Annotated in this window: 26 protein-coding genes and 1 pseudogene; all 27 read left to right on the top strand. The window is 61.9% G+C overall.

What is annotated here, in order from left to right; all coding sequences use genetic code 11:
• Positions 1–156: 156 nt before the first annotated feature.
• The 27 genes and pseudogenes from FW796_RS02595 to FW796_RS02465 all read left to right on the top strand — a co-directional run bounded on the left by FW796_RS02595 (position 157) and on the right by FW796_RS02465 (position 23,166).
• Positions 157–1,323: a phage tail sheath family protein gene (locus FW796_RS02595; protein ID WP_346635902.1), complete on the top strand. Its 1,167-nt coding sequence runs from the start codon at positions 157–159 to the stop codon at positions 1,321–1,323.
• A gap of 12 nt (positions 1,324–1,335) precedes the next feature.
• The gene (locus FW796_RS02590) at positions 1,336–1,845 is read left to right on the top strand and encodes a phage major tail tube protein (protein ID WP_123727684.1); all 510 of its coding nucleotides are present in this window, start codon (positions 1,336–1,338) and stop codon (positions 1,843–1,845) included.
• A 12-nt stretch (positions 1,846–1,857) separates the two neighbouring features.
• The gene (locus FW796_RS02585) at positions 1,858–2,163 is read left to right on the top strand and encodes a phage tail assembly protein (protein WP_404938359.1); all 306 of its coding nucleotides are present in this window, start codon (positions 1,858–1,860) and stop codon (positions 2,161–2,163) included.
• Positions 2,164–2,304: 141 nt separating this feature from the next.
• The gene (locus FW796_RS02580) at positions 2,305–4,860 is read left to right on the top strand and encodes a phage tail tape measure protein (RefSeq protein WP_446438980.1); all 2,556 of its coding nucleotides are present in this window, start codon (positions 2,305–2,307) and stop codon (positions 4,858–4,860) included.
• Positions 4,861–4,869: 9 nt separating this feature from the next.
• Positions 4,870–5,715, top strand: coding sequence for a phage tail protein (locus tag FW796_RS02575; RefSeq protein WP_446438979.1), 846 nt, complete (start codon positions 4,870–4,872; stop codon positions 5,713–5,715).
• The gene (locus tag FW796_RS02570) at positions 5,690–5,896 is read left to right on the top strand and encodes a tail protein X (protein WP_123473858.1); all 207 of its coding nucleotides are present in this window, start codon (positions 5,690–5,692) and stop codon (positions 5,894–5,896) included. The genes FW796_RS02575 and FW796_RS02570 overlap by 26 nt, the downstream gene beginning before the upstream one ends.
• Positions 5,897–5,957: 61 nt before the next feature.
• Positions 5,958–7,001, top strand: coding sequence for a phage late control D family protein (locus FW796_RS02565; RefSeq protein WP_446438978.1), 1,044 nt, complete (start codon positions 5,958–5,960; stop codon positions 6,999–7,001).
• Between the two features lie 105 nt (positions 7,002–7,106).
• On the top strand, positions 7,107–8,258 hold the full coding sequence (locus FW796_RS02560) for a glycosyl hydrolase family 18 protein (RefSeq protein WP_446438977.1): 1,152 nt from the start codon (positions 7,107–7,109) through the stop codon (positions 8,256–8,258).
• A 52-nt stretch (positions 8,259–8,310) separates the two neighbouring features.
• Entirely contained in the window at positions 8,311–8,892 is a 582-nt protein-coding gene (locus FW796_RS02555) for a phage tail terminator protein (protein ID WP_446438976.1), read from the top strand.
• Positions 8,889–9,071, top strand: a complete 183-nt coding sequence (locus tag FW796_RS02550) for a DUF2635 domain-containing protein (RefSeq protein WP_446438975.1) — start codon at positions 8,889–8,891, stop codon at positions 9,069–9,071. The genes FW796_RS02555 and FW796_RS02550 overlap by 4 nt, the downstream gene beginning before the upstream one ends.
• Positions 9,071–10,567, top strand: a complete 1,497-nt coding sequence (locus tag FW796_RS02545; protein WP_346635895.1) for a phage tail sheath subtilisin-like domain-containing protein — start codon at positions 9,071–9,073, stop codon at positions 10,565–10,567. The genes FW796_RS02550 and FW796_RS02545 overlap by 1 nt, the downstream gene beginning before the upstream one ends.
• A gap of 66 nt (positions 10,568–10,633) precedes the next feature.
• On the top strand, positions 10,634–10,981 hold the full coding sequence (locus tag FW796_RS02540; protein WP_016965085.1) for a phage tail tube protein: 348 nt from the start codon (positions 10,634–10,636) through the stop codon (positions 10,979–10,981).
• Complete coding sequence (locus FW796_RS02535; RefSeq protein ID WP_041116251.1) at positions 10,978–11,274, top strand: phage tail assembly protein; 297 nt, start codon at positions 10,978–10,980, stop codon at positions 11,272–11,274. Before FW796_RS02540 ends, FW796_RS02535 begins: the two co-directional genes overlap by 4 nt.
• Positions 11,275–11,404: 130 nt before the next feature.
• On the top strand, positions 11,405–13,000 hold the full coding sequence (locus FW796_RS02530) for a phage tail protein (protein ID WP_446438974.1): 1,596 nt from the start codon (positions 11,405–11,407) through the stop codon (positions 12,998–13,000).
• Complete coding sequence (locus FW796_RS02525; RefSeq protein WP_446438973.1) at positions 12,993–14,237, top strand: DNA circularization protein; 1,245 nt, start codon at positions 12,993–12,995, stop codon at positions 14,235–14,237. The genes FW796_RS02530 and FW796_RS02525 overlap by 8 nt, the downstream gene beginning before the upstream one ends.
• 3 nt (positions 14,238–14,240) lie before the next feature.
• Entirely contained in the window at positions 14,241–15,281 is a 1,041-nt protein-coding gene (locus FW796_RS02520) for a phage baseplate assembly protein (RefSeq protein WP_346635892.1), read from the top strand.
• A gap of 108 nt (positions 15,282–15,389) precedes the next feature.
• Positions 15,390–15,896 (top strand): phage baseplate assembly protein V, encoded by a 507-nt coding sequence (locus FW796_RS02515; RefSeq protein WP_123727696.1) that lies wholly within the window; start codon positions 15,390–15,392, stop codon positions 15,894–15,896.
• Positions 15,897–15,898: 2 nt separating this feature from the next.
• Positions 15,899–16,297 carry a phage GP46 family protein gene (locus FW796_RS02510; RefSeq protein WP_346635891.1) on the top strand — a complete coding sequence of 133 codons (399 nt, stop codon included), beginning with the start codon at positions 15,899–15,901 and terminating at the stop codon, positions 16,295–16,297.
• Positions 16,287–17,327, top strand: a complete 1,041-nt coding sequence (locus FW796_RS02505) for a baseplate J/gp47 family protein (RefSeq protein WP_404938409.1) — start codon at positions 16,287–16,289, stop codon at positions 17,325–17,327. Before FW796_RS02510 ends, FW796_RS02505 begins: the two co-directional genes overlap by 11 nt.
• Positions 17,315–17,914, top strand: coding sequence for a YmfQ family protein (locus FW796_RS02500; protein ID WP_446438972.1), 600 nt, complete (start codon positions 17,315–17,317; stop codon positions 17,912–17,914). The genes FW796_RS02505 and FW796_RS02500 overlap by 13 nt, the downstream gene beginning before the upstream one ends.
• A gap of 15 nt (positions 17,915–17,929) precedes the next feature.
• Positions 17,930–19,732, top strand: a complete 1,803-nt coding sequence (locus FW796_RS02495) for a phage tail protein (protein WP_446438971.1) — start codon at positions 17,930–17,932, stop codon at positions 19,730–19,732.
• On the top strand, positions 19,729–20,091 hold the full coding sequence (locus tag FW796_RS02490) for a tail fiber assembly protein (protein ID WP_404938413.1): 363 nt from the start codon (positions 19,729–19,731) through the stop codon (positions 20,089–20,091). The genes FW796_RS02495 and FW796_RS02490 overlap by 4 nt, the downstream gene beginning before the upstream one ends.
• Positions 20,092–20,189: 98 nt before the next feature.
• Positions 20,190–21,030: pseudogene (locus tag FW796_RS02485) on the top strand (phage tail protein); the annotation flags it as partial.
• Between the two features lie 289 nt (positions 21,031–21,319).
• On the top strand, positions 21,320–21,700 hold the full coding sequence (locus tag FW796_RS02480) for a phage tail assembly chaperone (protein ID WP_346635885.1): 381 nt from the start codon (positions 21,320–21,322) through the stop codon (positions 21,698–21,700).
• Positions 21,701–21,750: 50 nt separating this feature from the next.
• On the top strand, positions 21,751–22,314 hold the full coding sequence (locus FW796_RS02475) for a glycoside hydrolase family 19 protein (RefSeq protein ID WP_446438970.1): 564 nt from the start codon (positions 21,751–21,753) through the stop codon (positions 22,312–22,314).
• Positions 22,315–22,389: 75 nt separating this feature from the next.
• Positions 22,390–22,896 carry a hypothetical protein gene (locus tag FW796_RS02470; protein WP_404938415.1) on the top strand — a complete coding sequence of 169 codons (507 nt, stop codon included), beginning with the start codon at positions 22,390–22,392 and terminating at the stop codon, positions 22,894–22,896.
• Positions 22,897–22,980: 84 nt separating this feature from the next.
• Entirely contained in the window at positions 22,981–23,166 is a 186-nt protein-coding gene (locus FW796_RS02465; protein WP_404939925.1) for a Com family DNA-binding transcriptional regulator, read from the top strand.
• Positions 23,167–23,171 lie beyond the last annotated feature (5 nt).

The raw sequence follows: 23,171 nt of genomic DNA, 5'->3' as shown, positions 1-23,171 counted from the left end.
TAGTTCGGAATGTCAAGCCTCGGTGCTAAATACGCAGCTAAGTATCTAGTGTTTAACGCCCCGCACCGCCGGGGCGTTTTCTTTCCCGCTCCCCATTAATCAAACATCCCTTACAGCCCCCTTCACCCGGGGCTTTTTCATGTCTGGAGTTTATCCATGAGTGGTTTTTTCCACGGCGTTACCGTGACTAACGTCGACACCGGCACGCGCACGATTTCGCTGCCGTCGTCTTCGATCATTGGCCTGGTGGACACCTTCACCGAAGGCCCGACCGCCGCTGCCAAGGTCAATGACCTGCTGCTGATCACCAACGAGCGCGAGGCCATTGCCGCCTGGGGGCCGGATGCGGCCATCACCAAGGCCTGCCAGGCCATCTACCAGCGGGCCAAGGCGGTGATCGTCGCTTGTGGCGTGGCCAAGATGACCGACGCGGCCGAGCAGACTTCGGCGATCATCGGCGGGGTGCTGGCCGACGGTAAGCGCACCGGCCTGCAGGCGCTGCTGGACGGCAAGAGCCGTTTCAACGCCCAGCCACGTTTGCTGGTCACCCCCAAGCACAGCGCGACCCAGGCGGTCGGTACTGCCCTGGTGGCCCTGGCTGACAAGCTGCGTGGCCTGGCCATTCTCGATGGCCCCAACACCACCGACGAAGCGGCCATGGCCTATGCCAAGAATTTCGGCGCCAAGCGCGCCTATATGGTCGACCCAGGCGTTCAGCACTGGGACAACGGCGCCAATGCCACCGTCGATGCGCCGGCCTCGGCCTGGGTCGCCGGTCTGTTCGCCTGGACCGACAACGAGTACGGCTTCTGGGCCTCGCCGTCGAACAAGGAGTTCGTCGGCATCACCGGCACCAAGCGGCCGATCGAGTTCCTCGACGGCGATGAAACCTGCCGCGCCAACCTGCTGAACAACGCCAATATCACCACCGTCATTCGTGACGCGGGCTTCCGCCTGTGGGGCAACCGCACGCTGTCCAGCGATCCGAAGTGGGCCTTCGTCACCCGAGTACGGACCATGGACATCGTCATGGACGCCATCCTCTTCGGTCACAAGTGGGCAGTGGACCGCTCGATCACCGCGACTTACGTCAAGGACGTCACCGAGGGCCTGCAGGCCTTCATGCGTGATCTGAAGAACCAGGGCGCGATCATCAATTTCGAGGTCTACGCCGACACCGAACTCAACACTGCCAGCCAGCTGGAGCAGGGCAAGGTGTACTGGAACATTCGCTTTACCGACGTCCCACCTGCCGAAAACCCCAACTTCCGGGTCGAGGTCACCAACCAGTGGTTGACCGAAGTCCTCGACCAAGCCGCTTAAGGAGCCGCAGCAATGGCAATGATTCCCGAAACCCTGGCGAACATGAACCTGTTCGTCGATGGCATCAGCTTTCAAGGCGACGTGCCGAGCCTGACCCTGCCCAAGTTGACCCTCAAGACCGAGGAGCATCGAGTCGGCGGCATGGATGTGCCGGTGGAACTGGACATGGGCATGGAGAAACAGGAAGCCGGCTTCACCACCACCGGCGTGCGCCGTGAGTCGCTGAAGCTCTTCGGCCTGGCCGATAGCAGCGGTTTCAACGGTGTGTTCCGTGGGGCGTTCAAAGGGCTCAAGGGCAAGGTCACTCCGGTGATCGTCACCCTGCGCGGCATGCTCAAGGAGGTCGACATGGGCGACTGGAAATCCGGCGACAAGGCCGAGATCAAGCACAACGTGGCCCTGACTTACTACAAGCTCGAAGTCGACGGTCGACTGATCTACGAGATCGATGCCCTGGGCATGAAACGCGTGATCAACGGCGTCGACCAGCTCGCCGCCCAACGTTCGGCCCTGGGCCTGTAAGGAAGACACCCCATGTCTCAAGCAATCGACAAGACCCCGAGCTGGATGACCCTGAGCAGCGACAGCGTGATGGTGGCGCTGAGCAAACCGGTGGAGATGAACGGCGTGGTCTGCGACAAGCTCACCCTGCGTGCGCCGACGGTTCGTGATGTGCGCGCCGCCAGTGCCGCCGGCGTTGGTGACGATGAACAGCGCGAGCTGATGCTGTTTGCCAGCCTCGCGCAAATCAGCACCAAGGACCTGGAGAGCATGGCGCTCAAGGACTATCAGCGCCTACAGGCCGGCTATTTTCGCCTGGTGCAAGACGACGAGCTTTGATCCTGCGGTGATGAAAATGGCGGCAAAGCGGCTCGCCAGCGAGCTGCATTTTTCCGCCGAGGAAATCATGACCATGGGCTTTTCCGACATGGTCTGGTGGCTCACGGATTGAGCCCGTCACCCAAGGAGCAGGAGAAACAGATGGCGAGCAAGCGGGTATCGGGGGCGGTGGTGATTGGTACAGCCCTCAGTTCGACGTGGGACGCCGCCTTCAAGACGGTGGAAGGCCGGATCAAGCAGCTGGAGCAGCAGGGCAGCAAGGCCAGGGTGCTGGAACAGACCATCGGCCAGACCCTGCGCCTACAGAAGGAATGGAAAAAGGCCCATGACACGGGCGATTCCTCGGCAGCCGGGCTGTTGCGTCGGTTGGAGAAGAGCCGGGAGGGGCTGCGCCAGCAAGGTGTTCAGGTGCACAAGCTGCGTCAGGAATATGAGGCGCTGGGTAATGTGGCCCGGGGCTCTGCTCTGCAGGCCCGGGGGCACCAGCAGATCGGCCAGGGCAAAGCCGACTTCAAGGCGGCTTATGGCTTGGCCAAGGACGGGATCGGCAAGCTGGCCATCCCGGTCAAGATCAGTGCCGATTATCAGGCACTGATCCGTGATATCGCGATCAAGGCCGGTGTGGCCAACCAGCCTCAGGAAGCGCAACTGAGCCGCACGGTCATTCAGACCTCGCGTGACACGGGAATGGCCCGCAACGAGGTGGCCGCTCTGGTGAGCCAGATGACTGCCAGCGGCATGTCACTGGCCAAGGCGCAAGGCTACGCAGGGCTGGCCGCCAAGTTCGCGGTGGGGCAGGGCGCGAGTGTCGATGACACGGCGAACCTGATGCGGGCCCTTGAGCGGCAGGCCGGTATCAGCGACCCCAAGGTCATGGAGCAGGCCCTGGAGGCCATCGCCCTGCAGGGACAGGCGGGCAACTTCGAGGCCGCCGACATGGCGCGCCTGCTCCCGGCACTGCTCAAGAGCGCGAGCCGGGAAGGACTCACCGGTATGGATGCGGTGAGTCAGTTGGGGTCGATGCTGCAAGTGCAGATGAACACCGCTGGCAGTGCTGATGAGGCCGCCGGCCAATTGCAGAACTGGATAGACAAAATTGGTTCCAGTGAGGCGGTCAAGGCTTATGAAGACGCCGGCATTGATTATCAGGCTTCGCTGAACACCGGTATCCAGAAGGGCATGTCGAGCCTGGAGGCGAGCTTTGCCCTGGCCATGCGTTACGTCAGGGCCATCGACCCGGCCAAGGCGGCGAAGATGGCCGAGGCTCAGGCGCAGATCAGCAAGGAAACGGACCCGGCGAAGGCCAAGGCCATGCTCGAGGCTTTGGAAGAGTCCCTGCGTACCGGTGATCTGTTCACCGATATGCAGATCAAGGCGGCCTTGTTGGCCCAGACCCAGGGCCGGCAGCAGTATGAGCAAGTGAAGAAGGATTCGTTGAGCGCTTCGGGGGTTCTCGCCAAGAACCTCGCCGAGCGTCGACAAGCCTCCGCGCAATTGTGGAGGGAGACCGAGCAGGCGGTCGACGATGGCATGCGTGCGGTGGGAGAGGCCCTGCGCCCGGCCACGGATCTGGTGGCCCAAAGCATCACGGTGGTGGTCGGCAAGCTGACCGAACTGGCGGAGAAGGCCCCGTCATTGGTGCTGGGGGTGACCGCCCTGGGCGCCGCTTATGTCGCGGTGAAAAAGCTGATGGCCGTCTACACCATGGGCAAGGGCCTGCTGAATGTCTTGCGGGGTGGGTTGCAGATCGATCCCAAGGTGGCGAAGCGAGTGCCTGGCCGCAACGCCGGGGGCATCGACTGTTTTGAGCCCATGGTTGACTGCGGCTTGGACAAAAAACGCCGCCAGGGCCGTGGCGGGCGCAGATCGCCCAGGCGTGAGCCTCGTTCCAGAAGCTCAGGTGGCAAAAGGTTCAAGAGCCCTCTGACGCCCAGTGGTCTGGAGAGACTGGCCAGAGGAGCGGCCGCGCCAGGCATGTCCAGCGCTGCGATGAAAGGTGCCGGCTCCTTGGCCAAGGGTTTTGCACCATTGCTCAAGGGCGGCGCGGTTCTCTCGGTGCTCGGTGCCGGTTTCCAGGTTGCGGACACCTATCTGAATGCCAAGACCCAGGATGAAAAAGCCGAAGGCTATGGCGAGGCGGCAGGCAATCTTGCAGGCGCCGCTGCCGGAGCAGCAGCAGGGGCCGCCATTGGTTCCGTGGTGCCGGTCATCGGTACTGTTATTGGTGGGCTGGTGGGCGGTGCACTGGGCGCCTGGGGCGGTTCGGCCGCTGGTGGAGCCTTGGGTAAAAAACTGTTCGGCTCCGACGACTCGCTCAAGCAAATGCCTGCAGCCGGTCCGCTGATGATGCGCAACGCCGGGCAGAACATCCCGCCGGTCATGGGCGATATCGCCAAATCCTTCCAGCCGGGGCAGACACCTCCGCTGATGGGGCAGGCCGTGCGTTCGATGGCCAGCCCGTCGCCGTCGGCATCGACCTCTTCGCTGCTCAAACCGGCGGAGCCGTTCACATCGGCAGCGCCCCCGGCGATCGAGCAGCAGTTCAGCTTCGCGCCTTACCTGTCGATCTCGGTCCAGGGTGATGTCAGAGATCCGGCGCAACTGGCCCGGGAGCTGGAACCCTATCTGCGCTTTCAGTTCGACGAATACAGCCGTCAGGCGGCGGGTCGTCAGTTGTTCGACGCGGCACACGTTTAAGGAGGTGGCATGGCCTATATGGAACAGCTGCAATCGGGGCTCACGTCCCTGGTGGCGGCAGCGGAGGCGGGGCGGCGCAGTGCCGATGAGATGCTGGGCCCCATGAATGGCGCTATCAGCGACATCACCGGCGCTGCTTCTGAGCTGGAGAACCTGCCCTGGGTCGGGCCGGTGCTGGGCGCCAAGCTGCAACGGACCCTGCGTGGCATCAGCGCTGCGCAATCGGTTGTCGGTGAAGTTGCCGCCAAGTACAGCCAGGCCGTGACCGTGGCGGGGCGGGTCCAGCAGCGTCTTGGTGCGCTGCAGGAACAAGTCGCCAAGGCCGGCGCGGCGATCAACCGCATCGGCGGGCAAATCAGCCCATCCCTGGGCAATATCTTCCCCAGCGCGGCATTTGCGGATCAGGACACGCCGGCGGCCGAGGCAGTGAAACCCTTCCCGCACCTGCTGATCCTGCAGCCTCTGGGGGCCGGTGCCGAGCCTTTCTACTTCAACCTCGACACCGCGGCCTTCGATGAGCTGCGCCGCCAGACCGGCTTTCGCTGGGCGGCCCAGGAGCGCTTGAGCCGCGGCATCGCGCAGCAGGCGGTGGGGCAGGGCGACGACAAGATCTCCCTCAAGGGCGCGATCTACCCCGGGTTCAAGGGCGGGCTGGGCCAATTGCAGACGTTGCGCAGCATTGGCCGGCGCTTGCTGCCCCTGAGCCTGACCACGGGCTACGGCGAAGTGCTGGGCACCTGGTGCCTCATCAGCATCGACGAGGACCAGAGCCACCTGCTGGCAGGCGGCATTCCCCGCAAACAAGGCTTTTCACTGGAGTTTGTCAGCTATGGCAACGACCTGCAGAACCTCTGACGGTGATCTGCTCGATACCCTGTGTCATCAGTATTACGGACACCTCAATGGCAGCGTCGAGGCGGTGCTGGACGCCAACCAGGGGCTGGCCGATGAGCCACAACCCTTTCGGGCCGGGGTACTGATCCTGTTACCGGATCTGCCGATTCGGGCCGAGGCGATGGTTCAGCTATGGGACTGACCTTGCATCCAATCAACAGACCCCGTCGTGTACGGGGTCTTCATTTTCTGGAGCACGGAGCATGACCCCAGTCTTTCGCATCCTGGCCGATGGCCGGGATATTACGGCGCAGATCAACGACCGGCTGCTGACGCTGCGCACCTCGGATAAACCGGGAATGGAGTCGGACGAGTTTGAACTGCGTATTGATGACCGTGACTCGGCGGTTGCGCTGCCCAGTCGTGGCGCCAGCATTGAAATCTTCCTCGGCTACGCCGGCCAGACACTGACCCGGCTGGGGCGCTACACGGTCGATGAAGTGGTGGTGAGCGGGCCGCCGGATTCGATCGAGATCCGCGGCAAGGCCAGCGACATGCGCGGCAGCGGCAAGACCACCCGCAGCGGCAGTTGGGAGAACGTGGCCTTGGCGCAGATTGTCCGCGACCTGGCGGCCCGCAACGGCTGGACGCCCATCTGCCCCGTCACCACCAAGGTGCTGCGGATCGATCAACTCAATGAGTCCGACTTCAACTTCATCACCCGTCTGGCCCGGCAGTACGACTGCACCGCCAAGGTGGCCGAAGGCAAGTTGCTGGTGCTGCCCCGCCAGGCCGGGTTGAGTGCCAGCGGCAAGGCTCTGGGCGTGGTCACCCTCAGCCGCAGCGACGTCAGCCGCTATCAGTTCCGCCTGAGTGACAGCAGCACCCACAAGGCGGTGCAGACCCGGCATCAGGACAAGAAGAGCGGCACGCTCAGGGTGATCGACCTGGGCAACAGCGACTCACCGGACAGCGTGCCGGCAGTGCACACCGATCGGCACCTGTACCCGAACAAGTCCGCCGCCGAGCAGGCGGCCAGTGCCCGTTTGGCCGCTTTCAATCGCAGCAATGCCAACGTCCGCCTGGAGATGCCGGGGCGCACCGACCTGTTCGCCGAGCGCCTGATCAATGCCCAGGGCTTCAAGCCCGGCCTGGATGGCCACTACCTGGTGGACTCGGTGGAGCAGATGTTCAACCCGTCCGGGTGGAGCACCACGGTCGAATGCAACGGCGGCAAGCAAGGCAAAGCCAACGCCAAGGCCAAGAAAAACAGCGCCAAAAAACCACTCAGAGTGGTGCAGCTTTAACCCTTCAACGGCGCCGCGAGCATCCTCGCGGGCGGCTCATTCGGATCGTCCCCGATCCAGCATTCACTTCCTTTCAAAGCACGCGGAAAATCCGCAGGAGTATTCATGAATCCAGGCATCAGCAGCCCGGCCTCGAAGCGAGGCATCCGGCATTTTTTTCAGGCATTGATCGCGGGCTGCACCCTGTTGCTGGCAACCGCAGCCCATGCCGAGCCCTTTGTTCTGGCCTACACCGACGGCCAGGTCGAAGCGTCCTACAGCAATCTGCAAACGTTCTACCGCAACCTTTCTGCCGTCGGTCTGGGCAGTACTTACGGGCTGACGGTCACCGGCCAGTTGCATCAGGAGGGGATGAACCAAACCACCGAAAACATCATCCGCTTCGCCCAGTCCAAGTCCCTGCCGCTGTATCCGACCGTCTCCGACTACAACGAAGGCATTGGTGATTTCGACCCGGCCATTTCCCACTCCATCGTCAACGACAAGACCTTGAGTGCCGGCAGCATCAAGCAACTGGTGACGTTGGCCAAGGACGGCGGTTTTGCCGGTATCAACCTGGACTTCGAAAAGGTCGAACCGAGGAATGCCAAGGCGTTTTCCGCCTATGTCAAAGCCCTGGGCAACGCCCTGCATGCCAGCAACAAGAAGCTGATCATCAGCATCCCGCCCAAATCCAGCGACCGCGAGCCCGAGTACCTCCAAGGCTACGACTACAAGGCCCTGGGCGCGGCGGTGGATTACTTCCAGGTCATGACCTATGACCAGGTCGGGCCTGGGTGGAGCAGCGGCGGTTTCCACGATGAAGTCTGGCCCGGCCCCGAGTCGGGCGCCGACTGGCAGCAGGCGATGCTCCGCTACGCCGTTTCGCGAGTCGCGCCGAGCAAGGTCCTGGCGGGGCTCCCGGCTTATGGTCAGGACTACAGCATTGGCAATCGGGTGCACTGGTCGGCTTACCAGGAAGTGATTACCGAGCATCGCGCCGCTACCCATCTGGACGCCGCTTCGGCAACGCCTTACGCCACCTGGGGCCCGGTCAAGCGCTTCGCCGATGGCGTGGAATGGACCCCGGAGCGGGCGCAACCGGTGCTCTGGTACGACGATGCCAAGAGCATCAAGACCAAGACTGCATTGGTCGCCAAGCTGGGGCTGGGCGGTACCAGTGTCTGGGCCATGGGCTATGAAAATGCCGAGTTCTGGACGGCGGTTCAGGCGGGGCTCAAAGGTGGTCAGGCGTTGTTGCCGGCGGGGCTGGAGTGATCCTGGCCGGTGTCCTTCGAGCTTGCATGCACCGAAAATCAGGAGCCTCTCTATGAAACTCACCGCTGTTCTCACTCAGTTGCAAACCCGGTGTCCCAGCCTTGCTGAGCGCATCATTGTCGGCATCAACCTCGACACCCTGAGCAGCACTTCGCCTGCTGTTCCCGCCGCCTACGTCGCTCCGCTGAACGATCTGGCCACCGCCAATACGGCCCAGAACGCCCACCGCCAGATCATCCGCGACCGCTTCGAAGTCGCCTTGCTCCTCGACGCCAGCAACCCACAACAAGCCCTCGACCAACTCCATGACCTGCGCGCCGAACTCTGGCGCGCCCTGGTCGGCTTCAAGCCCGGTGCTGAGTACAACCCGATCCAATACGACGGTGGCGAACTGGTGTCGCTCAACGCCACCCGACTGCTCTACCGCCTGCGCTTTTTCGCCGAGTTCCAGCTGGGCCGCAATCTGCCCAGTCAGCCGGCGGAGACCTGGCATGAACGTGAACTCGACGGCTTGCCGTCCTTTACCGGGGTCACGGTGCGGGTCGATGCCATCGATCCGGCGGACCTCAATCTGCAACGTCCAGGCCCCGACGGGCGCCTGGAGCTGACTTTTTCAGGAGAGCTGAAGCAATGAGCAAACGCATCACTGTGCTGCCGGTCGCCGGCCGCGCTGTACCGGACCCGGAAGCAGGCGATCTGCTGCCCACCTCCGGCCGTGAAGTGCCGGACAACGCCTGGTGGCGCCGACGTCTGGCCGATGGCGATATCACTAGCAAGGCCGTGAAAGCGGCGAAATCTCAAGGAGCCAAATAATGGCGATCGGTTTCAGCAATATCCCGGCGGACATCCGTGTTCCGCTGTTCTACGCCGAGATGGACAACTCGGCGGCCAATAGCGCGTCTTCGGCCATGCGCCGTCTGATCGTTGCCCAAGTCAATGACAACCAGACTGGCGATGACATCGGCAAGCTGGTGCTGGTGTCCAGCGTGGCCCTGGCCAAGAGTATCGGTGGGCAAGGTTCGATGCTCGCTTCGATGTATGAAACCTGGCGCAAGACCGACCCGGTGGGCGAGATCTGGTGCTTGGCGCTGCACAGCACTGAAGGCAGTGTGGCCAAGGCTGAGGTGAAGATCACTGGCGCCGCCAGCGAAAGCGGCCTGCTCAACCTTTACGTCGGTGGCGTGCGGGTGCAGGCATCCATCGTCAGCGGCGCCACTGCCGCTCAGGCGGCCAGCGCCCTGGCGTTGAAGGTCAATGCGGCGGTGGATCTGCCGGTGACCGCGGCAGCCGTCGACGGCACTGTGACCCTGAGCGCCAAGTGGACCGGCGACAGCGGCAACGACATCAGTCTGCAACTCAACCGTCTGGGCAAGAGCAATGGCGAACAGACCCCGGCGGGCCTGACCCTGGTGCTGGGCAAGATGGCCGGTGGCACCGGTGTGCCGGATCAGGTGGCTGCGCTGGCGGCCCTGGGCGACGAGCCTTTCGAGTTCATCTGCATGCCCTGGACCGATACGGCCAGCCTCAACACCTGGCAAGCCGTCATGGATGACAGCACCGGTCGCTGGTCCTGGGCCAAGCAGTTGTTCGGTCACGTCTACAGCGCCAAGCGCGGCACCGTCGGTACCCTGGTGGCGGCCGGTCAGGCGCGCAACGATCAGCACATCACCATCCAGGCCCTGGAAACCGGCGTGCCACAACCGGTCTGGGTTCAGGCCGCAGCCCTGGCGGCGCGGACTTCGGTGTTCATCTCCGCTGACGCCAGCCGTCCGACCCAGAGCGGCAGCCTGCCGGGGATCGATCCGGCGCCGGCCAGCGAACGCTTTACCCTGACCGAGCGCCAGTCGCTGCTGAGCTACGGCATCGCCACCGCCTACTACGAAGGCGGCTACATGCGCATTCAGCGGGCGATCACCACCTACCAGAAAAACGCCTACGGCCAGGCCGACAACTCCTACCTGGACAGCGAAACCATGCACCAGTCGGCGTTCATCGTGCGCCGCCTGCAAAGCGTGATCACCAGCAAGTACGGGCGCCACAAGCTGGCCGCCGACGGCACCCGCTTCGGCGCCGGCCAGCCGATCGTCACCCCGAGCACCATTCGCGGTGAGCTGATTGCCCAGTACGCCAAGCTGGAGCTGGAAGGCCATGTGGAGAACGCCGAACTGTTTGCCGAGCACCTGATCGTCGAACGCGACGTGCAGGACCCGAGCCGGGTCAACGTGCTGTTCCCGCCGGACTACATCAACGGCCTGCGAGTGTTCGCGCTGCTCAATCAATTCCGTCTGCAGTACGACGCCGCGGCCTGAGCCGGACCTGCATCACTGCGCTTTTTCAGCCCGCCTTGAGCGGGCTTATTTTTTGGGAGAAACATCATGGGTCAACTGATTGCGGGCACCTGCTACGTCAAAGTGGACGGCGCTCAACTGACCATCAGCGGCGGCTGCGAAGCACCGCTGATGGCCGTCAAGCGGGAAACCGTGGTTCCGGGTTTCTACAAGGAAACCGACCTCACCCCGTCGTTCAAAGTCACCGCGCTGCACACCCCGGACTTTCCGCTCAAGCAGCTGATTGCCGGTTCCGACATGACCGTCACCTGCGAGTTCGCCAACGGCAAGGTCTACGTGCTGGCCGGTGCCTACCTGGTGGACGAGCCTATTGCCAAGGGCGACGACGCCAGCATCGAACTGAACTTCGAAGGGCAGAAGGGGACCTGGCAATGAGCAATGCGGTGAAGCTGCAGGTGCCCATCGAGGCCCACGGCGAGCCTCTGGCCGAACTCACCCTGCGCCGTCCGACGGTGCAGGAAGTGCGAGCGATCAAGGCACTGCCGTACAAGATCGACAAGAGCGAAGAAGTCAGCCTCGACATGGATGTCGCGGCCAAGTACATCGCGGTCTGCGCCGGTATTCCACCGTCTTCGGTGAACCAGCTGGACCTGGTGGACCTCAACGCCCTGAGCTGGGCGGTGGCGAGTTTTTTCATGAGTGCGGCATCGCAGCCATCGCCGACCTGATCGCTGTCGTCTATGACCTGGCCTGGTTCTGGAAGGTCGACCCCGAACAGATGATGGCCAGGCCACTGGATGTGCTCCGGGAATCCCTGGAGCACGCGCAACGGATCAATGCGATGCAGCAGGTGCAGTGATGGCAGACACACAAACCGTAGAGAGGAAGTCGGTGCTGTTGACCGGCATCGACGAACTGTCACCCAAACTCGTCGCCCTTCAAGGCAAGGTCGACTCTTTCAAGAAAAACCTTGAACAGGCCGGGCTGGGCAAGCTGAACATCAGCGGCCTGTTCAAGGGCGGCAGCCTGATCACCCCGTTTCTGGATGGGATCAAGGCCTGCGACGCGTTCCAGGGCAAACTGGCCGAGGTCGGCGACTCCAGTGCGTCCGCCGATGCAGCCAAAGGCATGAATGTATTCAGTCAGTCCATGGCCAAGGTGTCCTCGGCCATTGATGCGGCGCTGGCGCCGGCGGTGGGGGCGCTGGTGGTCGGTCTGGAACCCATGCTCAACAGCGTTGGAACACTGCTCGATGACAACCCCAAGTTGGTTGAGGGGCTGGCGATGGGTGCCATTGCCTTCTCGGCGATGCAAACCGCCGTGACCGGGGCGACCCAGGTGCTTGACCTGATGGGCACGGTGGCCAAGGCCAACCCGGTGATGTTGATAGCCCTGGGCATCGCTCTGGCAGCCGGGGTAATCATTGCCAACTGGACGCCGATCTCGGCATTTTTCGTCAGCCTCTGGGAGGGCGCAAAGAGTCTTGCGGCGCAGGCGCTGGAGGGGCTGAAAACTCTGTTCAGCTGGACGCCTCTGGGCATGCTGATTGGCAATTGGGGGGCTGTCACGGCGTTCTTTGCCGGGCTCTGGGAAAGTATCAAGGCGATGACGGCCTCGGTGGTCGGCTTCCTCAAGGAGGTGTTCTCCTGGTCGCCTCTGGGACTGATCATCGATAACTGGGCTGGGCTGACGGGCCTGTTCGCGTCGATCTGGGAATCGCTCAAGGCGTTGACGGTGCCGGCGATGGCCTTTCTAAAAGGCCTGTTCGACTGGGTGCCGATGGACATGATCACCAAGAGTTGGGGCGCGGTCACCGGCTTCTTCGCGTCTATATGGGGAGCGTTGCAAACGGGTATTCAGGGGATCAAGACGGTGCTTCAGACGCTGTTCGACTTTTCTCCGTTGGTGATCCTCTACAACAACTGGGGCGCGGTCACGGGCTTTTTCGGCTCGATCTGGGCCGAGTTGCAACCGGGTATCGACTCGATCAGGAAGGCCATTGAGGCCCTGTTCGACTGGTCGCCGATGGAGCTGATCATGACGAATTGGGCCCCCATCGCCGATTGGTTTTCCGGGCTGTGGAGCCAGCTTCAAGCGCTGATGGTGCCGATCAAGGAGCTGTTCGAGGGCGGTTTCGGAGGGCTGATTGCCACGGTCACCGGCAAGGTCGAAGGCTTTACCGAGGCGCAAAGGCAAATCAACGCCGAGGGTAAAGGCGGGCTGGCATCACCCTTTGCCGCAACCCAGGGCAGCTCGCTGACCCACAACTCCCGTGCCCTGATCCAGCAGAACGCCGCCAACAACCGCACGCAACTCGAAGGCGGTTTGACCCTGCGTTTCGAAAACGCCCCGGCGGGCCTGCGTGCCGAACAGGCCAAGACCAATCAACCGGGGTTGAACGTGGCTTCGACCCTGGGCTATCGCTCACTTTCCCTAGGAGGTTCTGATGCCTGATTCCTGGCGTGATCGTTTGTTGCCCGCCTCGTTTCGCGGCGTGCCCTTCTGGGTCGACCAGGCGAAAACCCCGGTGGGGCAGAAAGGCCAGTTGCATGAGTACCCGCAGCGTGACCAGCCCTTCTTCGAGGGGCTGGGACAGCAGGCGAAAATCCACGATCTGACGGCCTTTATCGTCGGTGCCGATTGCCTGGAGCAGCGCGACAAACTGCTCAAGGCTCTGGAGGAGGGCAGCGGCGAGCTGGTGCACCCCTGGCTCGGGCGGATGCAGGTCAAGGTCGGTGAATGCGAGATGACCCAGAGCCGCCAGGACGGCGGTCTGGTGACCTTCAGCCTGAAGTTCTACCCGGACCAGCCGCTGCGCTTTCCCTCGGCGGTGGTCAATACCCAGCAGCAGGTGTTGGTGGCCAGCGATACCTTGCTGGGAGCGGCGGTGCTGCGGTTCGAGTTTGCCACCAACCTCATCAAGCAGGCGCGGATTGGCGTGGCGTCTTTGCGCCAGGGGTTGGCGGACGTGTATCAGGTCATCGAGCACGAGTTCAAACCGCTGATCGAGTTCTATGGCGACCTCAACACCCTGGTCAAGGCGGTCAAGGAAATACCCAAGGAGCTGAGCACGGAGTTCAAGGGGTTGCTGGAGGATGTGCGCGGGCTCAAGGACTTTGCCCGTACCGGCTATCGGCAGATGCTCGCCGATATTTCCCAGCAGGTGGAGGCGGCCAGGCGCATCGATGCGCCGAAGCTGACCACCGGCAAGGACACCACGGCGGCGGCCGAAGCCGTGGCGAACCTGGTCCAGGATGCGCTGCTGGTGCAGATCGCCCGGCTGGTGTCGGCGTTGCCGGTGGCCACACCAGTGGTGAAGCTCAAGAACACACCGCCCCTGGCGCAGCAGGCCAGCCGTCCGGTGCAGCGCCTGGAGGTGCCGGTGGCCGACGATGTGCTGGCGCTGCGCGATCAGTTCAATGAGCTGATCTGGCAAGCCGCGCTCAAGGCCGATGCGGTGCATTACCAGGCGCTTAACACCCTGCGCCAGCAGGTGCAGGGGCACCTCAATGCGGTGGCGTCCTCGGGGGTGTGGCTAGTCAGCCTCAGCCCCAAGAGCAGCCTGCCGGCGCTGGTGCTGGCCTATCAGCGGTTTGCCGATGCGACGCGGGTCGGCGAAGTGGTGCAGCGCAATCGGGTGGCCCATCCGGGCTTCCTGCCGCCGGCCAACCTGCAAATCGCTCGGGAGTGACCCATGGACGAACTGGCAAATATTGTCACTCTGACGGTGGACGGACTGGATTACAGCGGCTGGAAAAACGTCGAGATCAGTGCGGACCTGGAGCGTCAGTTCCGCACCTTCAGCCTCAACATCACCTGGCAATGGCCGGGGCAGGATGCGCAGGTGCGCATCCGCCCGGGCGCTCGCTGCCAGGTACGCATCGGCTGCGACCTGGTGCTCACCGGGCATGTCTACAAGGCGCCGATCAGTTACGACGGCAAGCAGATCAGCCTGAGCGTCCAGGGCAGCTCGCTGACCCAGGACCTGGTGGATTGCGCGGCCATCAACCGGCCGAGCCAGTGGCGCCAGCAGGATGTGCTGAGCATCGTCCGCGCCCTGGCCGGGTCCTACGGGGTTGGAGTCCGCAGCGAGATTGCCCCGACCAGCAAGCTGCACACCCACAGCATCGTGCCGGGGGAGACGGTGTTCGCCTCCATCGACCGTTTGCTGACCCTGTACCGGGTGTTCTCCACCGATGACGCCGACGGTTACCTGTTGTTGGCGGCGCCTGGAAGCGGCGGGCGCGCCAGCGATGCCCTGGAGCTGGGCAAGAACATCCTCTCGGCCAATGCCGCAATGGATTTTTCCGCAGTGTTTTCCGAGTACCGGGTGATCGGCCAGCACAAGGGCAGCGACCAAAGCAGCGGTGCTGCGGTCAGCGAGGTGTCGGGTCAGGCCAACGACGCCAGGGTGTCCCGCAAGCGCGTGACCGTGATCAACGAAGCCGCGCAACTGAGTGCCGAACTGGCTCAGCAGCGGGCCGACTGGGAGTGCGGTACCCGCACCGGCAAGGCCCTGACCACCACCTACCAGGTGCAGGGCTGGCGCCAGAGCAACGGCGACTTGTGGAGGCACAACACGTTGGTGCGGGTGATCGATCCGGTGCTGGATGTTGACCGGGACATGCTGATCTCCAAGGTCACCTGGTCGCTGTCCGAGCAGGGATCGATCACGACTTTGCAGGTGGCGCCGCCCCACACCTTCGATGCCAACCCGGCACCCGCGAAAACCTGATACCCGCGTCCATCCGTAGGAGCCGGCTTGCCGGCGAAAGCGCCCTCACAGACAACGCCGAAGACCTGTTCACCGGCAAGCCGGCTCCTACCTCCCAAGGAACTCAGCATGAGCCTACTGACACGCCTGTTGGCGCGGGGCACCGTGGTGCTCGCCAACTCGGCCAACAAACTGCAATCGCTGCAAATGCGCCTCACCGCCGGCGAGGTCAACGACGACATGGAGCATTTCGAGCCTTACGGGTTCACCAGCAATCCCCTGGCCGGCGCCGAAGGCATTGCCACCTTCCTCGGTGGCGACCGTTCCCACGCGGTGGTGCTGGTGGTGGCGGACCGGCGCTATCGCCTGCAGGCCCTGGCCGCCGGCGAAGTGGCGATCTACACCGACGAGGGCGACAAGATCCACTTCAAGCGCGGCCGCATCATCGACATCGACACCGCGACCCTGAATATCCGCGCCAGCAGCGGCGTCAACATCGATACACCGACCCTGACCCAGAGCGGCAAGATCGTCTCCCAAGGGGATCAGATTGCCGCCGGCATCAGCCAGATCAACCACGTCCACAGCGGCGTGCAACCCGGCCCGGGGCAGACCGGCGTACCGGTGGGAGGTTAAGCATGTTTGCCACCTATGACCTGAAGAACGCCCTGACCCGGGCCGTGGAAATCAGCCTGTTCACCTGGCGCCGTGCCGCCGATGACGACGCCCTGGACGACGACCAGCGCTATGGCTGGTGGGGCGACAGCTTTCCCACGGTGGCCGACGACCGCATCGGCTCGCGTCTGTGGCTGCTGCGGCGGGTCAAGCTCAGCCGGCAGACCCAGCTCGACGCCGAGTTCTATGCCCGCGAGGCCCTGCAATGGCTGATCGACGATGGCCACTGCAACGCCGTGGAGATCATTACCGAGCGCCTCGACGCCCAGCGCCTGAACCTGCGCACGGTGCTGATCCTGGCCGACGGTGAGCGCCTGGACATCAACCCCATTCACAGTTGGCAGGTGACCTATGCCGTTTGAAACCCCTTCGCTGCCGGTGCTGATTCAGCGCACCCAAAGCGACCTGGCCAGCGATTCGCTGCGCCAGTCCGATGCCCAAGTCCTGGCCCGGACCTTGAGCGGTGCCGCCTTTGGCCTGTATGGCTACCTGGACTGGATCGCTGAGCAGATCCTCCCGGACAAGGCCGATGAGTCGACCCTGGAGCGCATCGCTGCGCTGCGTCTGAACCAGCCACGCAAGGCGGCTCAGGCCGCCCGTGGCAGCGTCAGCTTCAACGCCGCGGCCGGTGCCGTGCTGGATGTCGACACCCTGTTGCAGAGCAGCGACGGTCGCAGCTACAAGGTGACCGCCGCCCGCACCACCAGCGCCGGGCTCAACAGCATCACGATCCAGGCCGTGGATGCTGGCACCCTGGGCAATGCCGATGCTGGTCTGAGCCTGATCGCGGTGCAGCCGGTGCAAGGCATCAGCAATCCCTTCACCGTTCTGGCCCCGGGTCTGAGCGGTGGTGTGGCCGAAGAAAGCCTCGAGTCGCTGCGGGCTCGAGTGATCCGTTCATACCGGATCATTCCCCACGGCGGCTCAGCGGACGACTACGAAACCTGGGCCCTGGAGTGCCCGGGGATCACCCGCGCCTGGTCCCGGCGCAATTACCTGGGGCCGGGCACTGTGGGCCTGTTTGTCATGCGTGACGACGACCCGCAGCCGATCCCCAATGCCGAGCAACTGGCGCTGGTTCAGGCCTATATCGAGCCGCTGCGCCCGGTCACCGCCGAGGTGCATGTACTGGCCCCGGTGATGCTGCCGGTGACCTACAAACTGCGCTTGACCCCCGACACCAGCGCGGTGCGCGCCGCCGTCGAGGACCAACTGCGCGACCTGCACAGCCGCGAGGCCGGCCTGGGCCAGACGCTGTTGCTGAGCCATATCCGCGAAGCCATCAGCAGCGCCACCGGTGAGCAGGATCACCGCCTGTTGGCGCCTTCGGCCGATGTCCCGGCGGCGAACAACCAACTGCTGGTCTTTGGAGGTTGTGAATGGCTGCCATAAGAAATGCCGCCCAGTACCAGGGCCAACTGCGCAGCTTGCTGCCCAGCGGCCCGGCCTGGGACCCGGAGCGGGTGCCGGAGCTCGAACGGGTACTGCAGGGCGTGTCCCAGGAGCTGGCGCGCATCGACGCCCGGGCCGTGGACCTGCAAAACGAAATGGACCCGGCCAGCGTCAGCGAACTGGTGACCGATTGGGAAAAGGTCATGAACCTGCCCGATCCCTGCCTGGGCCTGACCCCGCTGTTCGAAGACCGGCGCCTGGCCGTGCGCCGCCGTCTGTTGGCAGTGGGCAGCCAGCGCGCCGCCTACTTCGTCGAAATCGCCCGCAGCCAGGGCTACCCCAATGCCAGCGTCACCGAACTGAGCACCCCGCGCATGGGCCGCTCACGTTTTGGTCACGCCCATTTCGGCACCTGGCGGGCGAATTTCATGTGGACCCTCAATACCGGCGGCCGCCTGCAACTGGGCCGGCGCTTTGGCGCGAGCTATTGGGGCGAGCGTTTTGGCATGAACCCGGGCAGCGCCCTGGAATGCCTGATCCATCGCAGTACACCGGCGCATACCCAGGTGTACATCAACTATGACTAGAGAAGACAAGAACAAGTGGATTATCCGAAAAGTGTTCCCAGCGTAGGGCTGGTGAACGGCAAGTTTGTCGACGAGAACCCGGTGACCGGGCAAGTCGGCTCACTGATTTCCTCGGAATGGGGAAACGCGGTTACCGACGAATTGCTCAATGTGATTCGTGCGGGTGGGAAGGCGCCGGCCGAGGCCGAGCATGATCAGTTGCTGGCGGCGATCAAGGCGATCGTCCGGGATTCGATTCCGCCAGAAAAGATTCGCACCACTTTGGCCGAGTACGGCATCACCGACGCCTACACCAAATCGGTGACCTACACCAAGGTGGAGATCGAGGCGCTGCTGAAGAACATGTCGGCCTTGCCAGTGGGGGCCATGGTGCCGTTTCCCAAGGGTACGGTGCCGGCGGGGTTCCTGGAAGTGGATGGCAGTGTGCAGAGCGCTGCGACCTATCCGGATCTGGCGGCTTACCTGGGGACGACCTTTAACACCGGGGGCGAGGGCGCGGGCAATTTCCGTTTGCCGGAATCGCGGGGGGAGTTTCTGCGGGGTTGGGATCATGGGCGTGGGGTGGATGCGGGGCGGGCACTCGGTAGCGAACAGCAGGATGCGTTGCAGAACATCACGGGTGAATCGTCAACGTTTCCCACAGGAAACACCGCGCCGCTAAACAGTTCGGGGGTGTTCAAAACGAATGCTCGATCTGGTGTGCCTACTGGTATTGCAGGAGGCGGGGCTTGGAGTTCTGCATCCTTGGACTTTGATGCAAGCCGAGTGGCTAGAACTGCTGCAGAAACCCGTCCTCGCAACCTGGCGGTCATGTGGTGCCTCAAGGCTTGGAACGCACCGGTCAACCAGGGAAACATTGATGTCGCTGCTCTAGCTGCCGAAGTTCAGAAGCTCAAGGCGCTATCGGGTAGCAGCTATCAGGGACTCTACGTTTCTGCGTCAGGCACCAATGCATTGATTTCCGTGAAGGCACGCAGCCTGATTGTCGGCAAAGGGAGTGCGGCACAGGCATTGAGTGCAGTGGACCTGAGCATCAACCTGCAAACCACAGGTCTGAACGGCCTTGATAGCGGGGTGGTTGCGGCTTCCAGTTGGTATAGCGCTTGGGTTGTCTCCAATGGCACTCAGGTCGCCGGTAGTGCTGCGTTGATGCCGACAGTCCAGTGTTCGACCATCGTGGGTTCGGCAGTCGTGACCGGTATTACCAGCACTACGTCAATGCGTGTTGGAATGCCGTTTGGTGGGGCAAGCTTTCCGCCAGGAACCTTCATCAAGTCTGTCGACTCGTCGAGTCAGGTCACGGCGAGCGTGCCAGCGACCGTGACCGCCGTAGATACAACGCTGAGGTTTGTGTTTGAACCGATTATCCCCGCAGGTTTCATTGCGACGCGCGTGAGCGCATTTTTTACAGACGCTACGGCAAACAGATACCCACTGTCTTATGTACAGTTCGGCCGGAGCAGTCGTTACAAAGTTGCGTCAGGTTCGAATCTGGCATCCCTTCCAATGATGGCGTCGGGGGCGATGGGGGCAGCCACAGCTCTTGTTGGTGTTAGCATTTTTCAGTTTGTGCCACCAACGGCCACAGGTATCTGTCTTCAACTACTGGGGGCGACCAACAGCAACTCTTCAGCTGCACCAAACGCAAGTTACATCGGTGGTTATATTGGGCCCAATAGTCCACCGCTCAATAGTACCGGCTCTACTAATACGCAGCACAATACTCAGGGACGATTTCTGCTGGAAGAGCCAAGAGTTTACTACTGGGGAGCAGGCGCCGCAGGGCTGATGTGTTATGGCTGGGAGGACGATGTATGAGTTGGGCTGTACGAAATGATGGTGTTCAGGGATGGCGAGCGATAGGGACTGTTGATGAGCTATTTTCGAATGAAATTTATTCAGAGTTTGAGCCTGCACAGGTGATGCCTTCCCCACGCAGTATTGAAGAACTTTCTGTTCTAGCGAAGGTTCGACGAAGTGAATTGCTAATGTTTGCAACGCACAGAATGGGCCCATTACAGGATGCAATGGATATCGGTTGCATTACAGACGTAGAAGCCAAACAACTTTTATTGTGGAAAAACTATCGAATCAGCCTTAATCGAATTGAGGAGCAGGATTTCGTTTCGAGTGATTTTCAGTGGCCTCTGTCTCCAGATGAAATTTTGACTCAATAAACGCCCCGCCTCGCCGGGGCGTTTTCTTTTCCAGTTTTCTAACTATGTCCACACCGAACTCCGTCGGTGTGGATGAATGACAACGAGAGGACAGACGAGTGGATTATCCAAAGAGTGTGCCAAGTGTTGGGTTGGTTAATGGGAAGTTTGTCGACGAAAACCCGGTCACGGGGCAAGTGGGCTCACTGATTTCTTCCGATTGGGGAAATGCAGTGACCGACGAATTGCTCAACGTGATTCGTGCGGGTGGGAAGGAGCCGGCTGAGGCCGAGCATGATCAGTTGCTGGCGGCGATCAAGGCGATCGTTCGGGATTCGATTCCACCGGAGAGGATTCGCAGCACCTTGGCCGAGTATGGGATCACCGATGCGTATACCAAGTCGGTGACCTACACCAAGGCCGAGATCGAGGCGCTGCTGAAGAACATGTCGGCCTTGCCGGTGGGGGCCATGGTGCCGTTTCCCAAGGGTACGGTGCCGGCGGGGTTTCTGGAGGTGGATGGCAGTGTGCAGAGCGCTGCGACTTATCCGGATCTGGCGGCTTATTTGGGGCCGACGTTCAATACGGGGAGCGAAGGAGCAGGTAACTTCCGCTTGCCTGAGTCGCGAGGGGAGTTTTTGCGCGGGTGGGATCATGGGCGTGGTGCTGATAGCGGGCGGGTTCTAGGTAGCCTTCAACTTGATGCACTACAGAACATAGTCGGGGTGATACTAACTGATGGAGTAAACGGAAATCCTACAGGTGCTTTTCTATCTGAACCTGGAATTCCTCAGGCCGCAGCTCCTACGATTCCTGGAAACTCGAGTAAGCTCACATTCGATGCGTCTCGTGTTGTTCGTACGGCTGTCGAGACTCGTCCGCGCAACCTGGCAGTAATGTGGTGCATCAAAGCCTGGAGCGCCCCCGTGAATCAGGGAAACATCGACGTCGCTGGCTTGGCTGCAAACGTTTCAGCATTAGACGCCAGGCCCCGTGGTCTGGGTGATGGGCAGACCTGGCAGAACGTCACGGCTAACCGTGTTTCTGGCACTGTTTACACAAACACAACGGGTCGGCCAATTCAGGTACATGTGGCGATCTCGTCCAACAGCAGCAGCATTTATGCCAAGGTTGGTGCCATAGACTTATCTTTCTCGGCCTATCACGCAGCATTTGTAGTGCCTGCTGGAGCCACTTATACAGTCACACTTGTCAGTCCTATTAATTTGTGCTGGTCGGAGTTGCGCGCATGAAGTACTTCTACAACTCCGAAACGAACGAAGTCCATGCTTACGATGAGGACGCCCCTGAGCACTTCATCCCGAGCAGCTTATTGCCAATGTCCGAAACGCAGATAAAAGCCTATATCGACAGTGCGACATCTGCGTTGCCTACCAAAGAAGATACGGAGCGCAACTGGCGTGATATCGAACTGACTTCGTTGAAGTGGCTGCGCGAGCGTCATCGCGATCAGCTTGAAATTCAAACCCCGACCAGCATTGATAGGGAGCAATTCAACGAACTGCTGGTGTATATGCAGGCGCTGCGTGACTGGCCGCAATCGGCGAGCTTTCCCGATGCAAATTTCCGTCCGATGGCGCCGTCCTGGGTGACCCAGCAGATTCAATAAACGCCCCGCACCGCCGGGGCGTTTTCTTATCCGACTTACAAACACCGACCATGCCAATCACTGAACAACAACTGCAAAAAATCATGCCTAACGCCCGCCGCCAAGCGGGCGTTTTTGTTTCTCCACTCAACACCGCCATGGCCCATCGGCAGATCGATACACCGAAGCGCCAGGCGGCCTTTCTCGCCCAGATCGGTCACGAATCCGGGCAACTGCTATATGTGCGCGAGCTGGGCAGTGATCAATACCTGAGCAAGTACGACACCGGCACGCTCGCGGCACGCTTGGGCAACACACCGGAGGCTGACGGCGACGGCCAGCGTTATCGCGGGCGTGGTCTGATCCAGATCACCGGGCGCAGCAACTATCGCCAGTGCAGCCTCGGGCTGTTTGGCGATGAGCGCCTGTTGGAGTTGCCGCAGTTGCTGGAGCAACCGCAATGGGCCGCCGAGTCGGCGGCTTGGTTCTGGGAGCGCGGCGGGCTCAATGCCCTGGCTGATCGCGATGAGTTCAACAGCATTACCCGCCGCATCAATGGTGGTTTGAACGGCTTGCAGGATCGCCTGCAACTCTGGGCCAGGGCGCGGGCGGTGCTTTGCCTGCCCGTGGTCTGAATCCCCTGCCTGATTGGGGGCTGATGGCCGCGGATCGGCAGGCCCATTTCTTTCACGGATAGCAGGAGTGGTTTGATGAACTTCAGCGGTTGGCTGGCCGTAGCCCTGGCGGCTGCGTTGCTTTATGCCCTTGGTTTTGTCAGCGGCGCCGGCAGTGAACGCAGTAAACACCAGCGCCTCGACGAGGCTCGGCTGCAGCAATCCTTCGAACAAGGCCAGGCCCTGGGCACGGTCAAGGAGAAGGTGGTGGTCGAGTACGTCGATCGCGTAGTCAAGGTCTATCAGGCGGGCGCCACTCTCACCAAGGAGGTTCCTATCTATGTCTCGAAAGCGGCTGATAACGCCTGCGTTGTGCCTGATGGTTTTGTCCGGGTGCACGACGCCGGCGCCGCCAACCTGCCCGTGGCCGCAGGCCCCAGCGTCGCTGATGGCGCCGCCTCGGGCCTTGCACTCTCTACCGTTGCCGCCAGCGTCGTCGACAACTACAGCCAATGCCACGCCAACGCCGAGCAACTGAAGGCGTTGCAGCAGTGGGTGCGTGAGTCTCAGGCGTTGTTGCAAGGCGCCTCGGCGATGCACTGATGGCCTTGAGGCTGGTATGAAAAATGGATCGCTGCCGCGGTTTGTGTCGGCACGTGGTGTGACTGAAATCAAATGGACTTGTCGATGTTAAAAGAATGCAGATGCGGTCATTGCAAACGACTTCTCGCCCGTGTGGGTGAGTTTACCGAGCTCCAGATCAAATGTTCCCGCTGCGGAACCTTGAACCATGTGAAGGCCTCGAGCCTCGAGCAATCGCCTATGAGCGACATGAGAGCGGACTTTTCCGCGACTGATCATTCGACTCAATAGGTATC

The sequence above is a fragment of the Pseudomonas sp. 910_21 genome, from assembly GCF_052850735.1.
Note: the sequence above shows the minus strand (reverse complement) of the source record. Positions and strands in the feature narration are given on the sequence as shown.

Coding starts and splice junctions, on each gene's coding strand:
- FW796_RS02560 (WP_446438977.1), top strand. CDS start 7,107: ATGAATCCAGGCATCAGCAGCCCGGCCTCGAAGCGAGGCATCCGGCAT.
- FW796_RS02570 (WP_123473858.1), top strand. CDS start 5,690: ATGGCAACGACCTGCAGAACCTCTGACGGTGATCTGCTCGATACCCTG.
- FW796_RS02540 (WP_016965085.1), top strand. CDS start 10,634: ATGGGTCAACTGATTGCGGGCACCTGCTACGTCAAAGTGGACGGCGCT.
- FW796_RS02550 (WP_446438975.1), top strand. CDS start 8,889: ATGAGCAAACGCATCACTGTGCTGCCGGTCGCCGGCCGCGCTGTACCG.
- FW796_RS02520 (WP_346635892.1), top strand. CDS start 14,241: ATGGACGAACTGGCAAATATTGTCACTCTGACGGTGGACGGACTGGAT.
- FW796_RS02530 (WP_446438974.1), top strand. CDS start 11,405: ATGGCAGACACACAAACCGTAGAGAGGAAGTCGGTGCTGTTGACCGGC.
- FW796_RS02595 (WP_346635902.1), top strand. CDS start 157: ATGAGTGGTTTTTTCCACGGCGTTACCGTGACTAACGTCGACACCGGC.
- FW796_RS02505 (WP_404938409.1), top strand. CDS start 16,287: ATGCCGTTTGAAACCCCTTCGCTGCCGGTGCTGATTCAGCGCACCCAA.
- FW796_RS02555 (WP_446438976.1), top strand. CDS start 8,311: ATGAAACTCACCGCTGTTCTCACTCAGTTGCAAACCCGGTGTCCCAGC.
- FW796_RS02585 (WP_404938359.1), top strand. CDS start 1,858: ATGTCTCAAGCAATCGACAAGACCCCGAGCTGGATGACCCTGAGCAGC.
- FW796_RS02580 (WP_446438980.1), top strand. CDS start 2,305: ATGGCGAGCAAGCGGGTATCGGGGGCGGTGGTGATTGGTACAGCCCTC.
- FW796_RS02575 (WP_446438979.1), top strand. CDS start 4,870: ATGGCCTATATGGAACAGCTGCAATCGGGGCTCACGTCCCTGGTGGCG.
- FW796_RS02565 (WP_446438978.1), top strand. CDS start 5,958: ATGACCCCAGTCTTTCGCATCCTGGCCGATGGCCGGGATATTACGGCG.
- FW796_RS02490 (WP_404938413.1), top strand. CDS start 19,729: ATGAGTTGGGCTGTACGAAATGATGGTGTTCAGGGATGGCGAGCGATA.
- FW796_RS02480 (WP_346635885.1), top strand. CDS start 21,320: ATGAAGTACTTCTACAACTCCGAAACGAACGAAGTCCATGCTTACGAT.
- FW796_RS02465 (WP_404939925.1), top strand. CDS start 22,981: ATGTTAAAAGAATGCAGATGCGGTCATTGCAAACGACTTCTCGCCCGT.
- FW796_RS02510 (WP_346635891.1), top strand. CDS start 15,899: ATGTTTGCCACCTATGACCTGAAGAACGCCCTGACCCGGGCCGTGGAA.
- FW796_RS02590 (WP_123727684.1), top strand. CDS start 1,336: ATGGCAATGATTCCCGAAACCCTGGCGAACATGAACCTGTTCGTCGAT.
- FW796_RS02475 (WP_446438970.1), top strand. CDS start 21,751: ATGCCAATCACTGAACAACAACTGCAAAAAATCATGCCTAACGCCCGC.
- FW796_RS02535 (WP_041116251.1), top strand. CDS start 10,978: ATGAGCAATGCGGTGAAGCTGCAGGTGCCCATCGAGGCCCACGGCGAG.
- FW796_RS02525 (WP_446438973.1), top strand. CDS start 12,993: ATGCCTGATTCCTGGCGTGATCGTTTGTTGCCCGCCTCGTTTCGCGGC.
- FW796_RS02500 (WP_446438972.1), top strand. CDS start 17,315: ATGGCTGCCATAAGAAATGCCGCCCAGTACCAGGGCCAACTGCGCAGC.
- FW796_RS02545 (WP_346635895.1), top strand. CDS start 9,071: ATGGCGATCGGTTTCAGCAATATCCCGGCGGACATCCGTGTTCCGCTG.
- FW796_RS02470 (WP_404938415.1), top strand. CDS start 22,390: ATGAACTTCAGCGGTTGGCTGGCCGTAGCCCTGGCGGCTGCGTTGCTT.
- FW796_RS02515 (WP_123727696.1), top strand. CDS start 15,390: ATGAGCCTACTGACACGCCTGTTGGCGCGGGGCACCGTGGTGCTCGCC.